Source organism: Krasilnikovia sp. MM14-A1259 (genome assembly GCF_047159535.1).
GTDB lineage: Bacteria > Actinomycetota > Actinomycetes > Mycobacteriales > Micromonosporaceae > Actinoplanes.
On the sequence record NZ_BAAGAJ010000002.1, the window covers coordinates 7,139,875 to 7,158,893 of the forward strand.

Annotated in this window: 14 protein-coding genes and 1 pseudogene; 11 read left to right on the plus strand and 4 right to left on the minus strand. The window is 70.5% G+C overall.

The window, feature by feature from the left end; all coding sequences use genetic code 11:
• Positions 1-124: 124 nt before the first annotated feature.
• Positions 125-427, minus strand: a complete 303-nt coding sequence (locus ACMCNK_RS32490) for an antibiotic biosynthesis monooxygenase family protein (RefSeq protein ID WP_412740144.1) — start codon at positions 425-427, stop codon at positions 125-127.
• A gap of 344 nt (positions 428-771) precedes the next feature.
• Between ACMCNK_RS32490 and ACMCNK_RS32495 the strand changes: the two genes are divergently transcribed.
• Positions 772-1,794 carry a TerC family protein gene (locus ACMCNK_RS32495; protein ID WP_412740145.1) on the plus strand — a complete coding sequence of 341 codons (1,023 nt, stop codon included), beginning with the start codon at positions 772-774 and terminating at the stop codon, positions 1,792-1,794.
• 42 nt (positions 1,795-1,836) lie between these two features.
• Here ACMCNK_RS32495 and typA read toward each other — a convergent pair whose 3' ends face one another.
• Complete coding sequence (gene typA / locus ACMCNK_RS32500) at positions 1,837-3,702, minus strand: translational GTPase TypA (RefSeq protein ID WP_412740146.1); 1,866 nt, start codon at positions 3,700-3,702, stop codon at positions 1,837-1,839.
• A 161-nt stretch (positions 3,703-3,863) separates the two neighbouring features.
• Here typA and ACMCNK_RS32505 point away from each other — a divergent pair, with 161 nt between their 5' ends.
• Positions 3,864-4,703 carry a transglycosylase SLT domain-containing protein gene (locus ACMCNK_RS32505; RefSeq protein WP_412740147.1) on the plus strand — a complete coding sequence of 280 codons (840 nt, stop codon included), beginning with the start codon at positions 3,864-3,866 and terminating at the stop codon, positions 4,701-4,703.
• 178 nt (positions 4,704-4,881) lie between these two features.
• On the plus strand, positions 4,882-5,307 hold the full coding sequence (locus ACMCNK_RS32510; RefSeq protein ID WP_412740148.1) for an uL11 family ribosomal protein: 426 nt from the start codon (positions 4,882-4,884) through the stop codon (positions 5,305-5,307).
• A 58-nt stretch (positions 5,308-5,365) separates the two neighbouring features.
• On the opposite strand, the gene ACMCNK_RS32515 is transcribed toward ACMCNK_RS32510, so the two are convergent.
• Positions 5,366-5,998 (minus strand): ClpP family protease, encoded by a 633-nt coding sequence (locus ACMCNK_RS32515; protein ID WP_412740149.1) that lies wholly within the window; start codon positions 5,996-5,998, stop codon positions 5,366-5,368.
• Positions 5,999-6,184: 186 nt separating this feature from the next.
• Here ACMCNK_RS32515 and ACMCNK_RS32520 point away from each other — a divergent pair, with 186 nt between their 5' ends.
• Positions 6,185-6,805: a cysteine hydrolase family protein gene (locus ACMCNK_RS32520; protein ID WP_412740150.1), complete on the plus strand. Its 621-nt coding sequence runs from the start codon at positions 6,185-6,187 to the stop codon at positions 6,803-6,805.
• A 90-nt stretch (positions 6,806-6,895) separates the two neighbouring features.
• On the opposite strand, the gene ACMCNK_RS32525 is transcribed toward ACMCNK_RS32520, so the two are convergent.
• Positions 6,896-7,606 carry a maleylpyruvate isomerase family mycothiol-dependent enzyme gene (locus tag ACMCNK_RS32525; protein WP_412740151.1) on the minus strand — a complete coding sequence of 237 codons (711 nt, stop codon included), beginning with the start codon at positions 7,604-7,606 and terminating at the stop codon, positions 6,896-6,898.
• A 231-nt stretch (positions 7,607-7,837) separates the two neighbouring features.
• On the opposite strand from ACMCNK_RS32525, the pseudogene rsgA reads away from it, so the two are divergent.
• The 7 genes and pseudogenes from rsgA to ACMCNK_RS32560 form a co-directional block, all read left to right on the plus strand.
• Positions 7,838-8,635: pseudogene (gene rsgA, locus ACMCNK_RS32530) on the plus strand (GTPase RsgA); the annotation flags it as partial.
• 254 nt (positions 8,636-8,889) lie between these two features.
• Positions 8,890-10,707 (plus strand): hypothetical protein, encoded by a 1,818-nt coding sequence (locus tag ACMCNK_RS32535; RefSeq protein WP_412740152.1) that lies wholly within the window; start codon positions 8,890-8,892, stop codon positions 10,705-10,707.
• Between the two features lie 139 nt (positions 10,708-10,846).
• Positions 10,847-13,834, plus strand: coding sequence for an excinuclease ABC subunit UvrA (gene uvrA / locus ACMCNK_RS32540; protein ID WP_412740153.1), 2,988 nt, complete (start codon positions 10,847-10,849; stop codon positions 13,832-13,834).
• A gap of 354 nt (positions 13,835-14,188) precedes the next feature.
• A complete protein-coding gene (locus tag ACMCNK_RS32545; RefSeq protein ID WP_412740154.1) occupies positions 14,189-14,758 on the plus strand; it encodes a Rieske (2Fe-2S) protein in 570 nt (189 codons plus the stop codon).
• 104 nt (positions 14,759-14,862) lie between these two features.
• On the plus strand, positions 14,863-16,959 hold the full coding sequence (uvrC, locus tag ACMCNK_RS32550; protein WP_412740155.1) for an excinuclease ABC subunit UvrC: 2,097 nt from the start codon (positions 14,863-14,865) through the stop codon (positions 16,957-16,959).
• A 63-nt stretch (positions 16,960-17,022) separates the two neighbouring features.
• Positions 17,023-17,922 (plus strand): RNase adapter RapZ, encoded by a 900-nt coding sequence (gene rapZ / locus ACMCNK_RS32555; protein ID WP_412741060.1) that lies wholly within the window; start codon positions 17,023-17,025, stop codon positions 17,920-17,922.
• Positions 17,919-19,019 (plus strand): gluconeogenesis factor YvcK family protein, encoded by a 1,101-nt coding sequence (locus tag ACMCNK_RS32560; RefSeq protein WP_412740156.1) that lies wholly within the window; start codon positions 17,919-17,921, stop codon positions 19,017-19,019. The genes rapZ and ACMCNK_RS32560 overlap by 4 nt, the downstream gene beginning before the upstream one ends.

Genomic DNA, 19,019 nt, shown 5'->3' on the forward strand with positions numbered 1-19,019 from the left:
GGGGAGCAGGTCCGCCGTCGGCGACGAGGGAGCGGGCGGCGGGTGGGCGTGGTCTTCCAGGGCGGCACTCGCCGTCGTCAGCTGGGGTCGACGTCCCGGGTGGCCCAGGGGAGCGGCCGTCGCGTCAGAGGCCGTCCGGGGTGATGTCGGTGAAGTGTTCGACGAGCGGCGGGTTGGCGAAGTGCTTGCCGATGAAGCCGCGCCACTGGGCGAAGCGCTCGGTGCCCCGGAAGTTCTCCTCATGGGCGGCGACGCTGTCCCATTCGACCAGCAGGACGAACCGTGACGGCGACTCGATCCCGCGCGTCATGCGTACGGAGCGGCAGCCCGGCGTGCCGGCGAGCACGGGATGCCCCTGCCGGTAGTCGGCGATGAACGCGTTCTCGTGGCCGGGCAGGATGTCGATCAGAGCGACTTCGAGAACCATGGTCGACACCTTAACGTGGCGATCATCGCCGGCGCCGACGCCATCAAACTATCCTCCTAGGACGCCACACGAATGGTGACCTCCCTCACCGCCAAATGTCCGAGAACGGGCGATTAGCGAAAGAGAGCCTTCACACCCTTTCCGCGGGGGTGTGCAGAAACGGCCTTCCATGGGCAAGAATGATGGGCGTAGGAGGGGAGTATTCCCCCGCGCCGGTGTCGTCAACACGGCTCCGCCCGCCCGGGCGGACCCGGGGCCGGCGGTCGCATCTTCGTGAAGGATGCGGCGGAAGAGACCTCCGACAGTCGCACGTCGCTGCGCTCCGTCGAACCGACGGCGTGGCGATGAACCGTGTCTGCCGGAGGTTCTCGTTGAATGTTTCCGCCTGGGTCTGGATCATCACCCTGGTCGCGCTGGCCGCAATCCTCGCCGTCGACCTGTTGATCATCGGGCGCCGTCCCCACGAGCCGAGCATGCGTGAGGCCGGCGGCTGGGTGACCTTCTACGTCGTGCTCGCCCTGCTGTTCGGGCTCGGCGTCTGGGCGACGGCCGGCGGGCGGTATGCGGGTGAGTTCTACACCGGCTGGCTGACCGAGTACAGCCTCTCTGTCGACAACCTCTTCGTCTTCGTGCTGATCATGGCGCGGTTCGCGGTGCCCCGGCAGTTCCAGCAGAAGGTGTTGCTGATCGGGATCGTGCTGGCCCTGCTCATGCGGGGCGCGTTCATCGCCGCCGGGGCCGCGCTGATCACCCAGTTCTCGTGGATCTTCTACCTCTTCGGGGCGTTCCTGGTCTACACCGCGATCACGCTGGTCCGGCAGGGTGAGAACGACGAAGACGACTTCAAGGAGAACGTCCTCATCCGGTGGGCCAAGCGCGCATTGCCGGTGTCCAGCTCGTACGACAGCGGGCGGCTGACGATGATCGCCACCACGGGGCAGCGGCTGTTCACCCCGATGCTCATCGTGATGATCGCGATCGGGACGACCGACCTGATCTTCGCCCTCGACTCGATTCCGGCGATCTTCGGCATCACGAAGGAACCATTCCTGGTCTTCACGGCCAACGTGTTCGCGCTGATGGGGCTCCGCCAGCTGTACTTCCTGCTCGGCGGGCTGCTGCAGCGGCTGGTCTACCTCAACATCGGGCTCGCGGTGGTGCTCGGCTTCATCGGCGTCAAGCTGTTCCTCGAGGCGCTGCACACCAACCAGGTGCCGTTCATCAACGGCGGGCAGGGGGTGGGCTGGGCACCCGAGATCCCGATCTGGCTGTCGCTGCTGGTCATCATCGGCACGTTGGGTGTGGCCACCGCCGCCAGCCTGGCCAAGTCGTCGCGCGACCGCCGCAAGGAACTGGTCAACGCATAGGCGCGACGGGGTGCGGGCGCCAGCGCCCGCACCCCGTCGGCGTCACTGCTGGTGCTTGCGGCGGGCTGCTGCCCGGCCGCGGGTCTGCTGGTCGAGTACGACCTTGCGGATGCGCACCGCGGCGGGCGTCACCTCGACGCATTCGTCCTCGCGGCAGAACTCGAGGGCCTGCTCCAGCGACAGCTTGCGCGGCGGGATCAGCTTCTCGGTCTCGTCCGCGGTCGACGAGCGCATGTTGGTGAGCTTCTTCTCCTTGGTGATGTTGACGTCCATGTCGTCCTGGCGGCTGTTCTCGCCGACGATCATGCCCTCGTACACCTCGATGGTCGGCTCGACGAAGAGCTGGCCGCGCTCCTGCAGGTTGGTCATGGCGAACGCGGTGACCACGCCGGCCCGGTCGGCGACGAGCGAGCCGTTCTGGCGGGTACGCAGCTCGCCGAACCACGGTTCGTAGTCCTCGAACAGGTGGTGCATGATGCCGGTGCCGCGGGTCTCGGTGAGGAACTCCGTACGGAATCCGATGAGGCCGCGCGCGGGCACCAGCCATTCCATACGCAGCCAGCCGGTGCCGTGGTTGATCAGCTCTTCCATCCGGCCCTTGCGGGTGGACAGGAGCTGGGTGATCGCGCCCATGTACTCGTCGGGGGCGTCGATGGTGAGCCGCTCGACCGGCTCGTGCACCTTGCCGTCGATGGTCTTGGTGACCACCTGCGGCTTGCCGACGGTGAGCTCGTATGACTCGCGGCGCATCTGCTCGACGAGGATCGCGAGGGCCAGCTCACCGCGGCCCTGGACCTCCCAGGCATCCGGGCGCTCGGTGGGGAGCACCCGCAGCGACACGTTGCCGATCAGCTCCTTGTCGAGGCGGTCCTTGACCATGCGGGCGGTGACCTTGCCGCCCTTGACCTTGCCGACCAGCGGCGACGTGTTGGTGCCGATGACCATGGAGATGGCCGGCTCGTCGACCTGGATCAGCGGCAGCGGCTTCGGGTCCGCGGCGTCGGCGAGGGTTTCACCGATCATGATGTCGGCGATGCCGGCGACCGCCATGATGTCGCCGGGGCCGGCGCTCTCGGCGGGCTTGCGCTCCAGGCCCTCGGTGATCAGCAGCTCGGAGATGCGTACGTTGCTGATCGTGCCGTCGGTCTTGCACCAGGCGACGGTCTGGCCCTTGCTGATGGTGCCCTCGTGCACGCGGCAGAGCGCGAGACGCCCGAGGAACGGCGAGGCGTCGAGGTTGACGACGTGCGCCTGCAGCGGTGCGCCCTCGGTGAACGTCGGGGCCGGGATGGTGTTGAGGATGGTGCTGAACAGCACTTCGAGGTCGGTGCTGTCGTCCGGGACGGTGCCGTCCTTGGGCTGGGTCAGCGAGGCGATGCCGTCGCGGGCGCAGGCGTAGACGATCGGGAACTCGATCTGGTGCTCGTCGGCGTCGAGGTCGAGGAACAGCTCGTACGTTTCGTCGACGACCTCCTTGATCCGGGCGTCCGGCCGGTCCACCTTGTTGATCACCAGGATGATCGGCAGCTTGGCGTGCAGCGCCTTGCGGAGCACGAAACGGGTCTGCGGCAGCGGGCCTTCGCTGGCGTCGACCAGCAGGACGACCCCGTCGACCATGGTCAGGCCGCGCTCGACCTCACCGCCGAAGTCGGCGTGGCCGGGAGTGTCGATGATGTTGATGGTGACCGGCGGGCCGTCGGCGGGCTGGTAGCTGATCGCCGTGTTCTTGGCGAGGATCGTGATGCCCTTTTCCCGCTCCAGGTCCATGGAGTCCATGACGCGGTCGGCCATCTCGCCCCGCGCGTGGGACTGGCTCCCCTGGCGCAGCATGGCGTCGACCAGGGTGGTTTTGCCGTGGTCGACGTGGGCGATGATGGCGACGTTGCGTAGGTCGGTGCGGGTCTGCATGCCCCCATTGTCACGGAGTCAGGTTGCGGAAGGCGTCCCGGGGTCGCACCCGGTGACCGCGCTTCCGCGTGTGCGTCGTATGTCCGTTTCCAGGGCAGCGAGCTGCTGTGACGTGCTGATAGCGTCGTCCGTCGATCGGCACACGGGGAGGAAATTCGTCGATGGCAACGGGTGCGATGAGGCGTGCGGGCTGGCTGGTGTCCGCGGTCGCCGGGCTGGTGGTGGCGGCCGGCTGTGGATTGGGCGGGCACGACAAGGCGGTGGCGCAGGACCAGCCGTCCACGCCGGCCGAGTCTGTTTCGGCCGTGCCGGTGGACGAGGTCTCCTCTGCCCCGGTGCCGTCGCTGTCGCCGACGCCTGAGCAGACTTCGGCGGCACCGGCGCCGTCGCGGACAGCGCCGACGAAGGCGACGACCAAGGCCAAGGTCAAGGCGACGCCGACCGAGGATCCGAACAACTTCCAGGAGCCCGCGTGCGCCAAGCACGAGGGTGCCAAGGTGTCGAAGTCGAAGGCGAAGGCGGCGCTGAACGCCGCTGCGGGGCAGACGTACTGGCCGACGTCGGCGCCGACGCTGAAGCTGCCGGCCCGGCTCGTGCTGGCGACGTCGTGGCATGAGAGCGGCTGGCAGTCGGACATCGTCAACTGCGACGGCGGGCGGGGGCTGATGCAGGTGATGCCCGCCACCCAGGACATGATCAACGGCCGGTTCGGGCAGGCGTACGACGCGAAGGACTACCGCCAGAACGCGGTCATCGGAGCGAACTATCTGGCGTGGCTGACGAAGTATTTCGGCGACCGGTACTTCAAGGGCGACTACAGCCTGAAGGCCGGTGCGTGCAGCAGCCACTCCAGCATGTGTCTGCTGAACATGGTCGTCGCGGGGTACAACAGCGGGTTCGGGGCGGTTGACGCCGCCTATGCCGGCAAGCAGCTGCCCAACCCCGAGTACGTCGATTCGGTCCGGTCGCTGATGACGTCCTGCTACTGCGACCGGTATTGACCGCCCACCCGGCACCGCCCACCCAGCTCGGGATACACTGGTGGGCGCTACCCGGGACTAACGCCGTTTTGACCACTTCGTGGGCGCGGCTGTAAGGTCTCGGGGTTGTTGTGCGTTCAGATGCTGGCGGCGCTCCCTACTTCGGCCCGTGCAGCACACACGAAGGAGCCCTGAAGCAATGCCGCCCAAGAAGAAGACCCACGTGGTGACCCTCGCGCTGGAGGCGGGCAACGCCGCGATGGTCGACCTCGGCAAGATGCTCGGCCCGACCGGCGCCAACATGCGGGCCGTCAAGGTCGAGTACGACGAGGCCACCGCCAACCAGCGCGGGGAGATCATCCCGGTCGTCGTCACGGTCTTCGAGGACCGCAGCCACCAGCTGACCTACAAGACCCCGCCGACCAGCTTCCTGATCCGCAAGGCGCTCGGGATCCAGTCCGGCGCGTCGAACCCGCTGACCCAGACGGTGGGCACGCTGAGCGCCGACCAGATCCGTACGATTGCGGAGCGCAAGCTGCCCGACCTCAACGCCAACGACGTCGATGCCGCGATCAAGGTTGTCGCCGGCACGGCCCGTTCGATGGGTGTCAAGGTCGCCGAGTAATTCGCATCGCAAAGGCGCGGACCCGTCCGGGTCCGCGCCTTTTGCGTGCGTGTGGTGCTTACGTGGGACCGGCGTCGTCGCCGACGACCGCGTCGATGAGGCCGTAGTCACGCGCCTGCGCGGCGGTCAGGCTGTGCCCGGCGGCCAGGTCGTCCTCGATGCGGGCGCGGGACTGGCCCGTGAGCTGGGCGAGGCGCAGGACGACCTCCTCCAGCTCGCGCAGGTGCTGGCCGGCTGCGGCGGCGACCTCGTCCGCTGTGCCGGTGACCCCTGCGGCGCGCGGCTCGGCCAGCCGGAACCGGGCGTGCCGGTACCCGACGCGGGTCCGCGCCGCTGCGAGCACGGCCAGGACGGCCCCGCCGGCCTCCGCGGTGACCACCGCCTCCACCGGCGCGGTCATGGCGTCGATGACGTCGACGATCGACAGGGCAGCGCTCAACTCTCCGCCGGAGCTGGCCACGTGCACCTGCACGGGGGCCGGCCCGGCAGCGTCGAGCGTCAGCAACGCTGCCGTGGCGCCCATCGCGGACTGGCCGGTCAACGGGCCCCGCAGCATGACGATCCGCTGGTCGAACAGGCGTTCCTCGAGCCAGCCGGGCACGGCCGGGCCGGGATCGGCGGGCGGCGGCCACGAACCGGGGGAGGGATCGGGGCCGGGCTGCCAGCGCAGCGGGTCGTGTCGCAGATCCACCGGTACCTCCGCGCGTGTGCCGCCACCGTCCACTCGGTGTCGCCGTGCGCCGGCGTCGCGGCTTGCGCCACAGTCTAGGTTCGGCGCCACGGCCGGACGGAGCCCTTCAGCTGAGGGCGGACGAGGTCGGTGTGTGTTTGCATGGACACCTGACGTGACCGCGTGCCATTTGCGTTGGGGGTAGCCGTGTCCGAGACGTTGCAACTTGATCCCGCCAGGACCGCACTGGTGCTCATCGAGTTTCAGAACGAGTTCACCTCGGACGGCGGGGCCCTGCACGGCGCCGTGGCCGCGGTGATGGACAAGACCGGGATGCTGCCGAAGACGGTGGCGCTGGTCGAGGCGGCCCGGGCGGCCGGTGTGACGGTCATGCACGCGCCGATCACGTTCGCCCCCGGTTACGGCGAGTTGAGCCGCCACCCGTACGGGATCCTCAAGGGGGTGGTGGACGGCAACGCGTTCGTGAAGGGCACGTGGGGTGCGGCCATCGTGGACGCCCTGGCACCGGCCGAAGGGGACATCCTCATCGAGGGCAAGCGCGGTCTGGACACGTTCGCCAGCACGAACCTGGATTTCATTCTGCGCAACCGCGGCATCGAGACCGTGATCCTCGGTGGTTTCCTGACCAACTGCTGCGTCGAATCCACGATGCGCAGCGCGTACGAGAACGGTTACCGGGTCATCACGCTGACCGACTGCACGGCTGCGACGTCGGCCGAGGAGCATGACAACGCGATCGCCTACGACTATCCGATGTTCTCGCTGCCGGTGGAATCGGCGCAGATCATGGCCGCGTTGGCCCGCTGAGGCCGGCCCCGGGCTGCTGCTCGGGCATGCCGGCCGCAGGCGGCATCCGCGTGCCCGAGCTCGGGGCTGTCGTCGCCCGCGGACGACATGTCACATCCAGGTGGCCGGGATGGGCAACTCGCCGTCGGGCGAGACCGTGAGGTCGGCGCCGTCGCCGCGGCCGGACAGCCAAGCCGCGATGGACCGGGTCGGGCCGCCGATGACCGGTGTGGGAGCGGCGCCGGGATCGCCGAGGATCAGCTCGTGATCGAGGCCGAACGGGCGGAGCGCCATGGCGGGCGCAGCGGGGGCGGCGCCGCCCACGATCTCGCGCAGCAGCCGCTGGGCGAACGCGTCCGACCAGTCGGCCGGCGTGTAGCCGACGGCGAGGTCCACGTGGTGCACCTCCACCTCGCGCAGGCGCACCCACGGCAGGGCGGCGGCGAGCTGGTTACGCGAGGGGATGTGGAAGGTCCAGCAGTCGGCGGGCATGGCGGCGGCCGCGTCGGCCATCCGCTCGTGAGAGGTACGCAGATCGGTGAGCTGCTCGGCGAGGGGGCGCTCGGCGCCGGCCTCGATGCCCTCCACGCGCGCTGCGGGCGAGGCGTACGCCGGGGTCTCGACGCCGGTGCGCGCCCAGGTGAGCAGATTGGTGATGGCGTCGGCCTGGCGGGCCAGGTGGGTCAGGACATGGCCGCGGGTCCAGCCGGACAGACCGGACGGTGCGGTGACCGCGTCGTCGTCGAGGGACGCTGCCGCGCGCAGCACCCGCTGCGTGGCCTCCTCGACGTCGGTCATCAACGCGAGCGGATCGACCGTCATGACCGAGTGCACCGAACGCAGTGAGGGCCGCGAGGGCATGACCCGATGGGCGCCGTCATGACCGAGTGCACCGAACGCTGCGGGGGCGTGACAGGGGAGTCGCCGTCATGGCTTGAACCCTAGTGGTCGGCGCCGACAGAACGGCATGGGAATTCGCTTTCGTGGGTGTAGCGGTGACCGTACGGTCTGTGCAGGTGTGTCGATCGAAATCCCCCGAAGGAGGTGGGCAGCGTGTCAGATCTGTCCCACCTGGGCTGGGACGACGGCTTCGCCGACGCCTACCGGGCGTTCGACCGTGCCGACGCGGACCCCGGCCGTGTGCTGAGGGTCGAGCGAGGCGTCTGCACCGTCCTCGGCGCGGCCGGGGTCGGCCGGGCCAGCGTGGGCGGGCCGGTGCTGATCGCGGCGGCCGCGGATCCGGCCCGGCTGCCGTGTCCGGGCGACTGGGTGGTGCTGCGGCGCTGGCCCGATCGGCGGACCACGATCGAGTACGTGCTGCCGCGCCGCGCGGTCCTGGTCGGGCACGACACGACCGGGCTCGGGGGTGCGCCGGTGGCCGGTGAGGTGCTGGCCGCCAACATGGACACCGTGGCGGTCGTCGAGCCGATGGTTCCCGGGCTCGACGATGCTGTGCTGGCACGCCTGCTGGCGTGGGCCGGGGAGTCCGGGGCGCGGCCGGTGGTGGTGCTGTCGAAGTCCGACGCGGCCGTGGATGCCGATGCGGTCGTGCGGCATGTGGCTGCGGTGGTCGCGGGCGTGCCGGTGTTGCCGGTGAGCGCGCACCGCGGTGACGGTGTGGCCGAGCTGCGCGGGCTGGTGGGGCCGGGCCGTTCGCTGGCGCTGCTGGGCCGCCCGGGTGCGGGCAAGTCTGCGCTGGTCGATGCGTTGGCGGGGGCCAGCGTGATGCCGGTGCGGGAGAGCCGTAAGGGGCGGAGTCCGGCGGCGGACCGGAGGCTGGTGCCGGTGCCCGGTGGCGGCGCTGTCCTGGACACGCCGGGAATCCGCGGCCTGGGTCTGCGCGATGCGGCCGACGCGGGCGGCAGGCACCGGACTCGGCCCTGACAGCCTGCCGGCACCGGGCATGTCGTCGGGCAGCCCCGGCCACCACGGAACGCCGGAACGGAATCGCCTGACCTTGCGCCGGCACCCGCAGCCCGGGGTACGGGGTGTGGCGGGCGGCTCGCGGGCCAGGCCGCTGACGCCGAGGTGGCCGTGGGGGTATGGGTGAGGTGGCGGCGGGACCGGCCCTGACGGCGGGGCCGGCTGCCTGGCAGAATGCGTCGGTGCGCGCGGTCACCGAGGCGGTCGAACGGCGGGCGGAACCCGGGGCCCCGGAGCCCGCCACGCCGGTTGCCGACGTTCCCGGTCGCCGGCGGCGGCGTGCCGATCTGGGCGCGTTGTTCAGCTACCTGGCCCTGGCCGTGCTGGTGCTGGTGCAGTTGTGGCGCGACCCGAACGGGCGGGTGCTGTCGGCCAACGCCGACGACCACGGCGTGTTCCTGTTCATGCTCGCCCACAGCGAGCGGGTGGTGTTCCACGGCGCTGATCTGTTGTTCAGCGACCGGCTCAACGCCCCGACCGGCGTGAACATGATGGCGAACACGTCGGTGCTCGCCCTCGGCCTGCCGGTGTCACCGATCACCCATTGGCTGGGCGCCGGGGTGTCGGTGGTGCTGCTGCTCACTCTCGGCCTGGCCGGCACCGCCGCGGCCTGGTACTGGCTGTTCACCCGGCTGGTGCGGGGCCGTCTTGCCGCCTGGCTGGGTGGCCTGTGGTGCGGGTTCGCGCCGACGATGGTGTCGCACGCGAACGGGCACGTGAACTTCGTCTGCCAGTTCGTGGTGCCGTTCATTGTGTGGCAGGTGTTGCGGCTGCGCGAGCCGGGGCGCGTGTTGCGGGGTGGGGTGGCTCTGGGCCTGCTCGTGGTGCTCCAGGTGTTCATCAACGAGGAGACGTTGCTGTTCACGGCGCTGACGTTGGCGGTGTTCGTGCCGGCGTACGCGGTGCAGCGGCGGGATGTGGCGAGGGCGGTGTGGCGCCGGTTCGTCGCCGGGCTGGGTGTGGCGGTGGCGGTGGCGTCGGCGCTGCTGGCGTACCCGCTGTGGCATCAGTTCGGCGCCGCGGGCAGCTATCACGGGCAGCCGTTCACGCCGGACCAGGTCGCGACGGATCTGCTCTCGCTGGGCGCGTACGCGCGGCAGTCGCTGGCCGGCAACGTTGCGGTGGCCCGCGAGTTGACCGTCAGCGCGACCGAGGAGAACACGTTCTTCGGCGTACCCATGTTGATCATGCTGGGTGTGATGGTGGCCATGCTGTGGCGCTCGGCGGCTGCGCGGGCCGTTGTGCTGGCAGGGGCGGTGCTGCTGGTGGCGTCGCTGGGCCCGAAGCTGCGCGTCGCCGGTCACGTCACCGGGATCCCGTTGCCCTTCGCGTTGGTCAGCCACGTGCCGGTCCTGGATCTGGTGAGCGTGACCCGGTTCGCGATGGTGCCGGCCACCCTGGTGGGGGTGCTGATCGCGCTGGCCGCCGACCGGATCGGGGACCACCCGCAGCGGCGCCGGGTCGCGTTCTGGGCCGCGCTGGCGGTGGCGCTGGTGCCGGTGCTGCCCAAGCCGCTGCCGATCGTCGGCGCGGACCCGTTGCCGCCGTTCCTCGCCGAGGGGACATGGCGGCAGTACGTGAGCGCCGACCGCACGCTGGTGCCGGTGCCGTTGCCCGAGGTGACGATCGGGCGGGCGGGGATGCGCTGGGCGGCGCTGTCGGGGCTGGACTTCGCGGTGCCGCGCGGCTATTTCATGGGCCCGGCGCAGCCGCCGCGCGACGAGACCGGTTCGTGGCATGCGGCGCCGCGCCCGACGTCGGTCCTGCTGGCCTGGGTGGATGAGTACGGGCGGCGCCCGGCGCTCACCTACGTCGACCGGCGCAACGCGATCGCCGACCTGAGCTACTGGCGTGCCGGGGTGGTGGTGCTGGTACCGAACAGCCACCACGGGGATCTGCTGGAGGTGACGCTCACCGACCTGCTGGGGCGTTCCCCGCGGCTGGTCGGGGGCGTGCAGGTGTGGGACGTGCGGGATCTGCCGGTTCCGCCGCGCGGGTGACGTCTGCGGTGGCCGTTCTGGGGGAATGTGCAGTTACTGCGGGGCGCTGCACCTAGGCCGGCGGAACTTGTCGGACCCCGTGGCTAGAGTTGCCGCGACTGAAGCCCGGACCCCAAGAACCAAGACGGAGTGGCTGGCTGTGGCCGACCGACTGATCATCCGCGGCGCGCGGGAGCACAATCTGCGCGACGTCAACCTCGACCTGCCCCGAGATGCCCTCATCGTCTTCACCGGGTTGTCCGGGTCCGGCAAGTCCAGCCTCGCGTTCGACACGATCTTCGCGGAGGGTCAGCGCCGCTACGTGGAGTCCCTGTCGTCGTATGCGCGGCAGTTCCTCGGCCAGATGGACAAGCCCGACGTCGACTTCATCGAGGGCCTGTCACCGGCGGTCTCCATCGATCAGAAGTCCACCTCCCGCAACCCGCGCTCCACGGTCGGCACGATCACCGAGGTGTACGACTACCTGCGGCTGTTGTTCGCCCGGACCGGCGTCCCGCATTGCCCGGTGTGTGGTGAGCGGATCAGCCGCCAGACCCCGCAGCAGATCGTCGACCGGGTCCTGGCGATGCCCGACGGCACCCGGTTCATGGTGCTGGCCCCGGTGGTCCGCGGCCGCAAGGGGGAGTATGTCGATCTCTTCGGCGAGCTGCAGTCGAAGGGGTATGCGCGGGCCCGCGTCGATGGTGTGGTGCACCCGCTGACCGAGCCACCGAAGCTGAAGAAGCAGGAGAAACACACCATCGAGGTGGTGGTCGACCGGCTCAGCGTCAAATCGGGCAGCAAGCAGCGGCTCACCGATTCGGTGGAGGGGGCACTGCAGCTGTCCGGGGGGATGGTGCTGCTGGACTTCGTCGACCTGCCGGAGGACGACCCGCACCGGGAGCGGCGCTTCTCCGAGCACCTGGCCTGCCCCAACGACCACCCGCTGGCCATCGAGGATCTCGAGCCGCGGGTGTTCTCCTTCAACGCGCCGTACGGCGCGTGCCCGGAGTGCACCGGCCTGGGCACCCGGAAGGAGGTCGACCCGGAGCTGATCATCCCGGATGTGGAGCGCACCCTGCGTGAGGGCGCGATCCAGCCGTGGTCGGGCGGCACCACCTTGGAGTACTTCCTGCGGCTGCTGGAAGCACTGGGTGAGCAGGAGAAGTTCACCATCGACACGCCGTGGCGCAAGCTGCCGGCCCGGGCGCAGAAGACGATCCTGCACGGCTCCGAGGACCAGGTCCACGTCCGCTACCGCAACAAGTACGGGCGGGAGCGCTCGTATTACACCGGTTTCGAGGGCGTGGTCCAGTGGCTGGAACGCCGGCACGCGGACACCGAGAGCGACTGGTCGCGGGACAAGTACGAGGGGTACATGCGCGACGTGCCGTGCCCGTCGTGCGGAGGCGCCCGGCTCAAGCCCGAGGTGCTGGCGGTCACGATTGCCGGGCGCAGCATCGCGGAGGTGTGCGCGCTGTCGGTCGGCGAGTGCGCCGAGATGCTCGCCACGATCGAGCTCGACGACCGTCAGAAGATGATCGCCGAGCGGGTGCTCAAGGAGATCAACGCGCGGCTGCGGTTCCTCGTCGACGTCGGCCTGGACTACCTGTCGCTCGACCGGGGCGCGGGCACTCTGTCCGGTGGCGAGGCCCAGCGCATCCGGCTGGCCACCCAGATCGGCTCCGGCCTGGTCGGGGTTCTGTACGTGCTGGACGAGCCGTCGATCGGCCTGCATCAGCGTGACAACCACCGGCTCATCGAGACGCTGGTGCGGCTCAAGAAGCTCGGCAACACGCTGATCGTGGTCGAGCACGACGAGGACACCATCCGGACCGCGGACTGGGTGGTCGACATCGGCCCGGGCGCGGGCGAGCACGGCGGGCGGATCGTGCACAGCGGGCCGGTGCAGGGCCTGCTGGACAGCAAGCAGTCGCCGACCGGGGCGTACCTGTCGGGGCGCAAGGTGATCCCCGTCCCCCAGATGCGCCGGCCCCGCCATGCCGGCCGCGAGCTGGTCGTGCAGGGCGCGCGCGAGCACAACCTGCGCAACCTGACCGTCGGGTTCCCGCTGGGGCAGTTCGTGGCGGTCACCGGCGTCAGCGGGTCGGGCAAGTCGACGCTGGTCAACGACATTCTGCACACGGTGCTCGCCAACCAGATCAACGGTGCGCGGATGGTGCCCGGCCGGCACACCCGGATCACCGGGCTGGAGCACGTCGACAAGGTGGTGGGCGTCGACCAGTCGCCGATCGGGCGTACGCCGCGCTCGAACCCGGCGACCTACACCGGGGTGTTCGACAACATCCGCAAACTGTTCGCCGAGACGACCGAGGCCAAGGTGCGCGGGTACGGCCCGGGCCGGTTCTCGTTCAACGTCAAGGGCGGCCGCTGCGAGAACTGCGCGGGCGACGGCACCATCAAGATCGAGATGAATTTCCTGCCGGACGTCTACGTGCCGTGCGAGGTGTGCAAGGGGGCCCGCTACAACCGGGAGACCCTGGAGGTGCACTACAAGGGGCGCACGATCTCCGAGGTGCTGGAGATGCCGATCGAGGAGGCGGCCGAGTTCTTCGCCGCGATCCCGGCCATCCACCGCCACCTGCGCACCCTGGTCGACGTGGGGCTGGGCTACGTGCGGCTGGGCCAGCCCGCGCCGACGCTGTCCGGCGGCGAGGCCCAGCGCGTCAAGCTGGCCTCGGAGCTGCAGAAACGCTCGACCGGGCGCACGGTGTACGTGCTCGACGAGCCCACCACCGGCCTGCATTTCGAGGACATCCGCAAGTTGCTGATGGTGCTGGGCGGGCTGGTCGACAAGGGCAACACGGTGATCGTCATCGAGCACAACCTCGATGTGATCAAAACCGCGGACTGGCTGATCGATATGGGCCCGGAGGGCGGCAACAAGGGCGGCCTCGTTCTGGCGACCGGCACGCCGGAGGAATTGGCCGAGGTGGTCGAAAGCCACACCGGCCAGTTCCTGCGCCATGTGCTGGGCCTCACCGGTGAGCCGGAAGGCTGCGCCGCCGCGGTGGCGCGTGCGGCCAAGGCGAACGGCAACGGCAAGGCCACCGGCACGCGGTCGGGCGCCACGCGCGCGGGCACCACCCGGTCACGCGCCCCGCGTTCCCGCGCCGCCGACACCTGAGCCGCGCCCGCTTCACTGCCGCCGACATCTGAGCCGCGCCCGCTTCCACTGCTGCCGATACCTGAGTCGCACACGCTCGCCGCCGCCAATGCCTGAGCTACGCATGCTCAGGTAACACACAGCTACGTCAGGCCGTTCTCACAGGCGGGGCGGGCTAGGCTCGGCCGACCTGCGGATGCAGTGAAATCCGCCCGAAAGCCACCGGCAAACGCCGCAAAAGGGGAGAACGCCCCGCGCCGCGTCCGGATATTTTTCGGGCTTGCGCATGAACCACTCCGGTGGATTCCGCGTATCTACAGACAACGCCGCGTGAGGTATCGGGCGCGGCTGAGGGCACTGGAGGGGTACGGACACATGACTGACGTGCAGGCGAGGACCGACACCGCGCACCCGCAGGGTGAGCCGACCCGTCAGGGCGCCGTGGCGCCGCGCCGCGCCGTGCTGGCGGGTGCCGGGGCACTCGGCGCCACCTGCCTGCTGGCCGCGTGCGGCACGAGCAGCAGCAGCGGCGGCGGGACGAACCCCAGCGGCAGCGACTTCCAGAACAACCCCGCCCCGGCCGGCAGCAAGGGCGCCGATGCGGGTTTCCCGGGCGGCTCATCCAAGGGCGGCTCATCCAAGGGCGGTGACTCCGGCGGCGGCGCAGAAGTGCTGGCCGCGGTCGCCGACGTGCCCAAGGGCGGCGGCGTCATCCAGGGCGACCTGGTCATCACCCAGCCGAGCAGTGGGACGTTCAAGGCGTTCAACAAGATTTGCACGCACGCCGGCTGCCCGGTCAACAAGGTCGACGGCGGAGTGATCAGCTGCCCGTGCCACGGCAGCACGTTCTCCATTGAGGACGGTTCCGTCAAGGGCGGCCCGGCCCCCAAGGGCCTGCCCGAGGTCAAGGTCAAGGTGGACGGCGACAACATCGTCAAGGCCTGACGCTGCGACCGGTCCGAGTTTCCGGCCGGAGGCCCGACGCCGTGGCGGCGGCAACGGGCCTCCGGTCGGGTAATCATGTCAGGGCCACGCACTACTGTTGAGCCGTGCCTGACCCGTCCAGCTACCGGCCGGCTCCGGGGACCGTTCCCGACGCCCCCGGCGTCTACCGTTTTCGTGACCCGACCGGCCGGGTGATCTATGTCGGCAAGGCGAAAAGCCTGCGTAACCGGCTGAATTCCTACTTCGCGGACACCTGGTCGCTGCACCCGCGCACCCAGCAGATGGTCACCACCGCCGCGGCTGTCGACTGGGTCACGGTCGGCAGCGAGGTCGAGGCGCTGCAACTGGAGTTCTCCTGGATCAAGGAGTTCGATCCCCGGTTCAACGTCAAGTATCGCGACGACAAGTCGTACCCGTTCCTCGCCGTCACCCTCAACGAGGAGTTCCCGCGCCTGCAGGTCATGCGCGGCGCCAAGCGCAAGGGCGTGCGGTATTTCGGGCCGTACTCGCATGCCTGGGCCATCCGGGAAACCCTCGACCTGCTGCTGCGTGTCTTTCCCGCGCGGACGTGTTCCGCCGGGGTCTTCAAACGGGCCGGTCAGATCGGCCGCCCCTGCCTGCTGGGCTACATCGGCAAGTGTTCCGCCCCGTGCGTGGGCCGGGTCAGCGCCGACGAGCACCGGGCCGTCGTCGACGACTTCTGTGACTTCATGGCGGGGCGTACCGATGCGTTCGTCAAACGCCTCGAGCGCGACATGCTCGACGCGTCCGCGCAGCTGGAGTTCGAGCGGGCCGCGCGGCTGCGTGACGACATCGCCGCGCTGCGCCGTGCGATGGAGAAGCAGACCGTCGTGCTCGGCGACGGCACGGACGCCGACGTGGTCGCGTTCGCGGAGGATCCGCTCGAGGCCGCCGTGCAGGTCTTCCACGTGCGCGACGGCCGCGTCCGCGGCCAGCGCGGCTGGGTGGTGGAGAAGGTCGAGGACCTGACCACCGGCGATCTGGTGCACCACTTCTGCACCCAGGTGTACGGCGACGAGCACGGCGAACGCGACGTTCCCCGGGAACTGCTCGTGCCCGAGCTGCCGCCGGACGCTCCGGCACTGGCCGACTGGCTCAGCGAGCACCGCGGCAGCCGGGTGTCCCTGCGGGTGCCCCAGCGCGGTGACAAACGTGCCCTCCTCGAGACGGTCGCCCGCAATGCCGGTGAGGCTCTTGCCCGGCACAAACTGCGCCGCGCCGGTGACCTCACCACCCGCAGCAAGGCGCTGGACGAGATCGCCGAGGCGCTGGGGATGGAATCGGCGCCGCTGCGCATCGAGTGTTTCGACGTCTCCCAGATCCAGGGCACCGACGTAGTGGCCAGCATGGTCGTGTTCGAGGACGGGCTGGCCCGCAAGAGCGAGTACCGCCGCTTCGCGGTCCGGGGCAACCCGGACGGCAGCGGCACGGACGACCTCGCCGCGATGAGCGAGGTGATGCGGCGCCGCTTCGCCCGCTTCCGGGCCGTGGCGGCCGGTGCGCCACCCCCGGCGGCCGGTCCGGCCGGCGGGCCGCCGGCCGCGGACGGGCCGGACAGGCTGCCCGCGGCGGACTCGGGGGACGGGCCGGACAGGCTGCCCGCGGCGGACTCGGGGGACGGGCCGGGCGAGCTGCCCGGCATCGACCCGCTGACCGGCCGGCCGCGCCGGTTCGCGTACCCGCCGCAGCTCGTCGTCGTCGACGGCGGCCAGCCTCAGGTCAACGCGGTGGCGGCGGTGCTGGCCGACCTCGGCATCACGGACGTGGCGCTGTGTGGGCTGGCCAAGCGGCTGGAGGAGGTGTGGCTGCCCGGCGACGACTTCCCCGTGATCCTGCCGCGCACCTCCGAGGCGCTGTACCTGTTGCAGCGGGTTCGCGACGAGGCACACCGGTTCGCCATCACGTTTCACCGTCAGCGTCGTTCCAAGCGGATGACGGCATCTGCGCTGGACGACATCCCCGGCCTGGGGGAGACCCGGCGCAAGGCGTTGCTGCGGCACTTCGGGTCGCTCAAACGCCTGGCCCAAGCCACGCCGGAGGAGGTGACCGAGGTGCCCGGGATCGGACGGCGTACCGCCGAGGCGGTGCTCGCCGCGTTGCATCCACCCACCCCGTCGGCACCCCCCGAATTGGGTACCCGATCCGAGGCCGAAAGCCCCAGCAGCACCGAGTCGGCCTAGGATGCAGTGTCCGCCCGACGCTCGGGCGCAGCGCAGCGCAGGAGGACGTGTGTGAGTGAGTCCATGCCGGAGTTCGCTCCGGAGGAACCGGGCCCGGACGAGGCCGGCACCGACCTGGTGGTGGTGACCGGGCTGTCCGGCGGCGGTCGCAGCACGGTCGCCCGCGCGCTGGAGAACGTCGGCTTCTACGTCGTCGACAATCTGCCCCAGGCGCTCATGCTCGACATGGCACAGCTCGCGTTCGAGGCCGGCGGCGCGGCGCGCCGGACCGCGATGGTGCTCGATGTGCGCAGCCGGGCCTTTTCCACGGACCTGGCCGGTGCGGTGCGCGCGCTCAAGGAACGCGGGTTCTCCCCGCGGGTGGTGTTCGTCGACGCCGATGACGAGGTGCTGATCCGGCGGTTCGAGAGCGTGCGCCGCTCGCACCCGTTGCAGGGCGACGGTCGCCTTGCCGACGGCATCGCCGCCGAGCGCAAGCTGCTGGAAGAGGCCCGCGAGCAGGCCGACGTCATCATCGACACGAGTCACCTCAACGTCAACCAGCTGCGCCGCCGCGTCGAGGAGCTGTTCGGCGGCGAGGACGCCCGCAAGCTACGGATCACCGTGCTGTCGTTCGGCTTCAAGTACGGGCTGCCGCCCGACGCCGACTACGTCATGGACGCCCGGTTCCTGCCGAACCCGTTCTGGGTGCCGGAACTGCGTGAGCACACCGGCTTGGAGGAGTCGGTCAGCGGATACGTGCTCGGGCAGGACGGTGCCGCCGAGTTCGTGCGGACGTACGCGTCGCTGATCGCGGCGACCGCGCCCGGGTTCGAGCGGGAGGGCAAGCGCTACCTGACGGTGGCCGTGGGCTGCACCGGCGGCAAGCATCGCAGCGTGGCCCTTGCCGAGGAGCTGACCACGCGGCTGCGCGACCTGCGGCTCTCAGCACTGTCCTCCCACCGCGACCTGGGGCGGGAGTGACGGGCGGCGCCCGCCGCCTCCGGGTCGTCGCGTTCGGCGGCGGCCACGGCCTCGCCGCCTCGTTGCGGGCGTTGCGCCACAGCGCGCCCGACCTCGAGCTCGACATCACCGCCGTGGTCACGGTCGGCGACGACGGAGGCTCCAGTGGCCGCCTGCGCGCCGAGCGCGACTCCCTGCCACCGGGCGACCTGCGGCAGGCCCTCGCGGCTCTGGCCGACGACGATCCGTTCGACCAGCGCACCGCCGCACTGCTGCAGTACCGCTTCGCGCCGGGCGGCCAGCGCCGGCACCGCGACGGCGGCCCGGCAGCGGGCATGATCGCCGGCGCCGGGGCGGACAGTGCCGCTCCCGGCGGTTCGGGAGCGACCAGCGCCGGGGCCGTCGGGCCCGGTCCGGGGGACCGGCAGGACCCGCTTGCCGGGCACGCCGTCGGCAACCTGCTGCTGGTCGGTCTCATGGAGCTGCTGGGCGACCCGATCGCCGCGCTGGAACACGCGGGCCGGCTGGTCGGCGCGCGGGGCCGGGTGCTGCCGATGTCCCGCCACGCCGTGGGCATCGAGGCCGACGTGCGTGGCGCCGACCCGCAGCGGCCCGACGAGATGATCACGGTGCGCGGCCAGCACGCGGTCGCGGCCACCCCGGGGCACGTCGAGGCCGTACGTCTGGTGCCGCCCGCGCCGCCGGCCTGCCCGTCCGCGCTGGCCGCGGTCGCCGAGGCCGACTGGTTGATCTTCGGCCCGGGCAGCTGGTACACCAGCGTGCTGCCGCACCTGCTGGTGCCGCAGCTCGCCGACGCGATCATGAGTAGTCCCGCCCGGCGGCTGGTCACCCTGAACCTGGCCGCGGACATCGAAACGCATGGCCTGTCGGTGGCCGATCACCTGGCCGCTCTGCACTGGTATTTGCCGGGCCTGCGCGTGGATGTCGTGCTGGCGGATGCCAAGTGGGTGGGCGAGCCGGAGCCGGTGCATCATGCAGCCCAGGCGCTCGGCGCTCGGCTCGTCCTGGCCCCCGTCGCCGTTGCGGATGGCAGCCCCAGGCATGATCCTGAGTCGTTGGGCGTCGCACTGGTGCCTGTCCTGGGCGCCGCTCGTTAA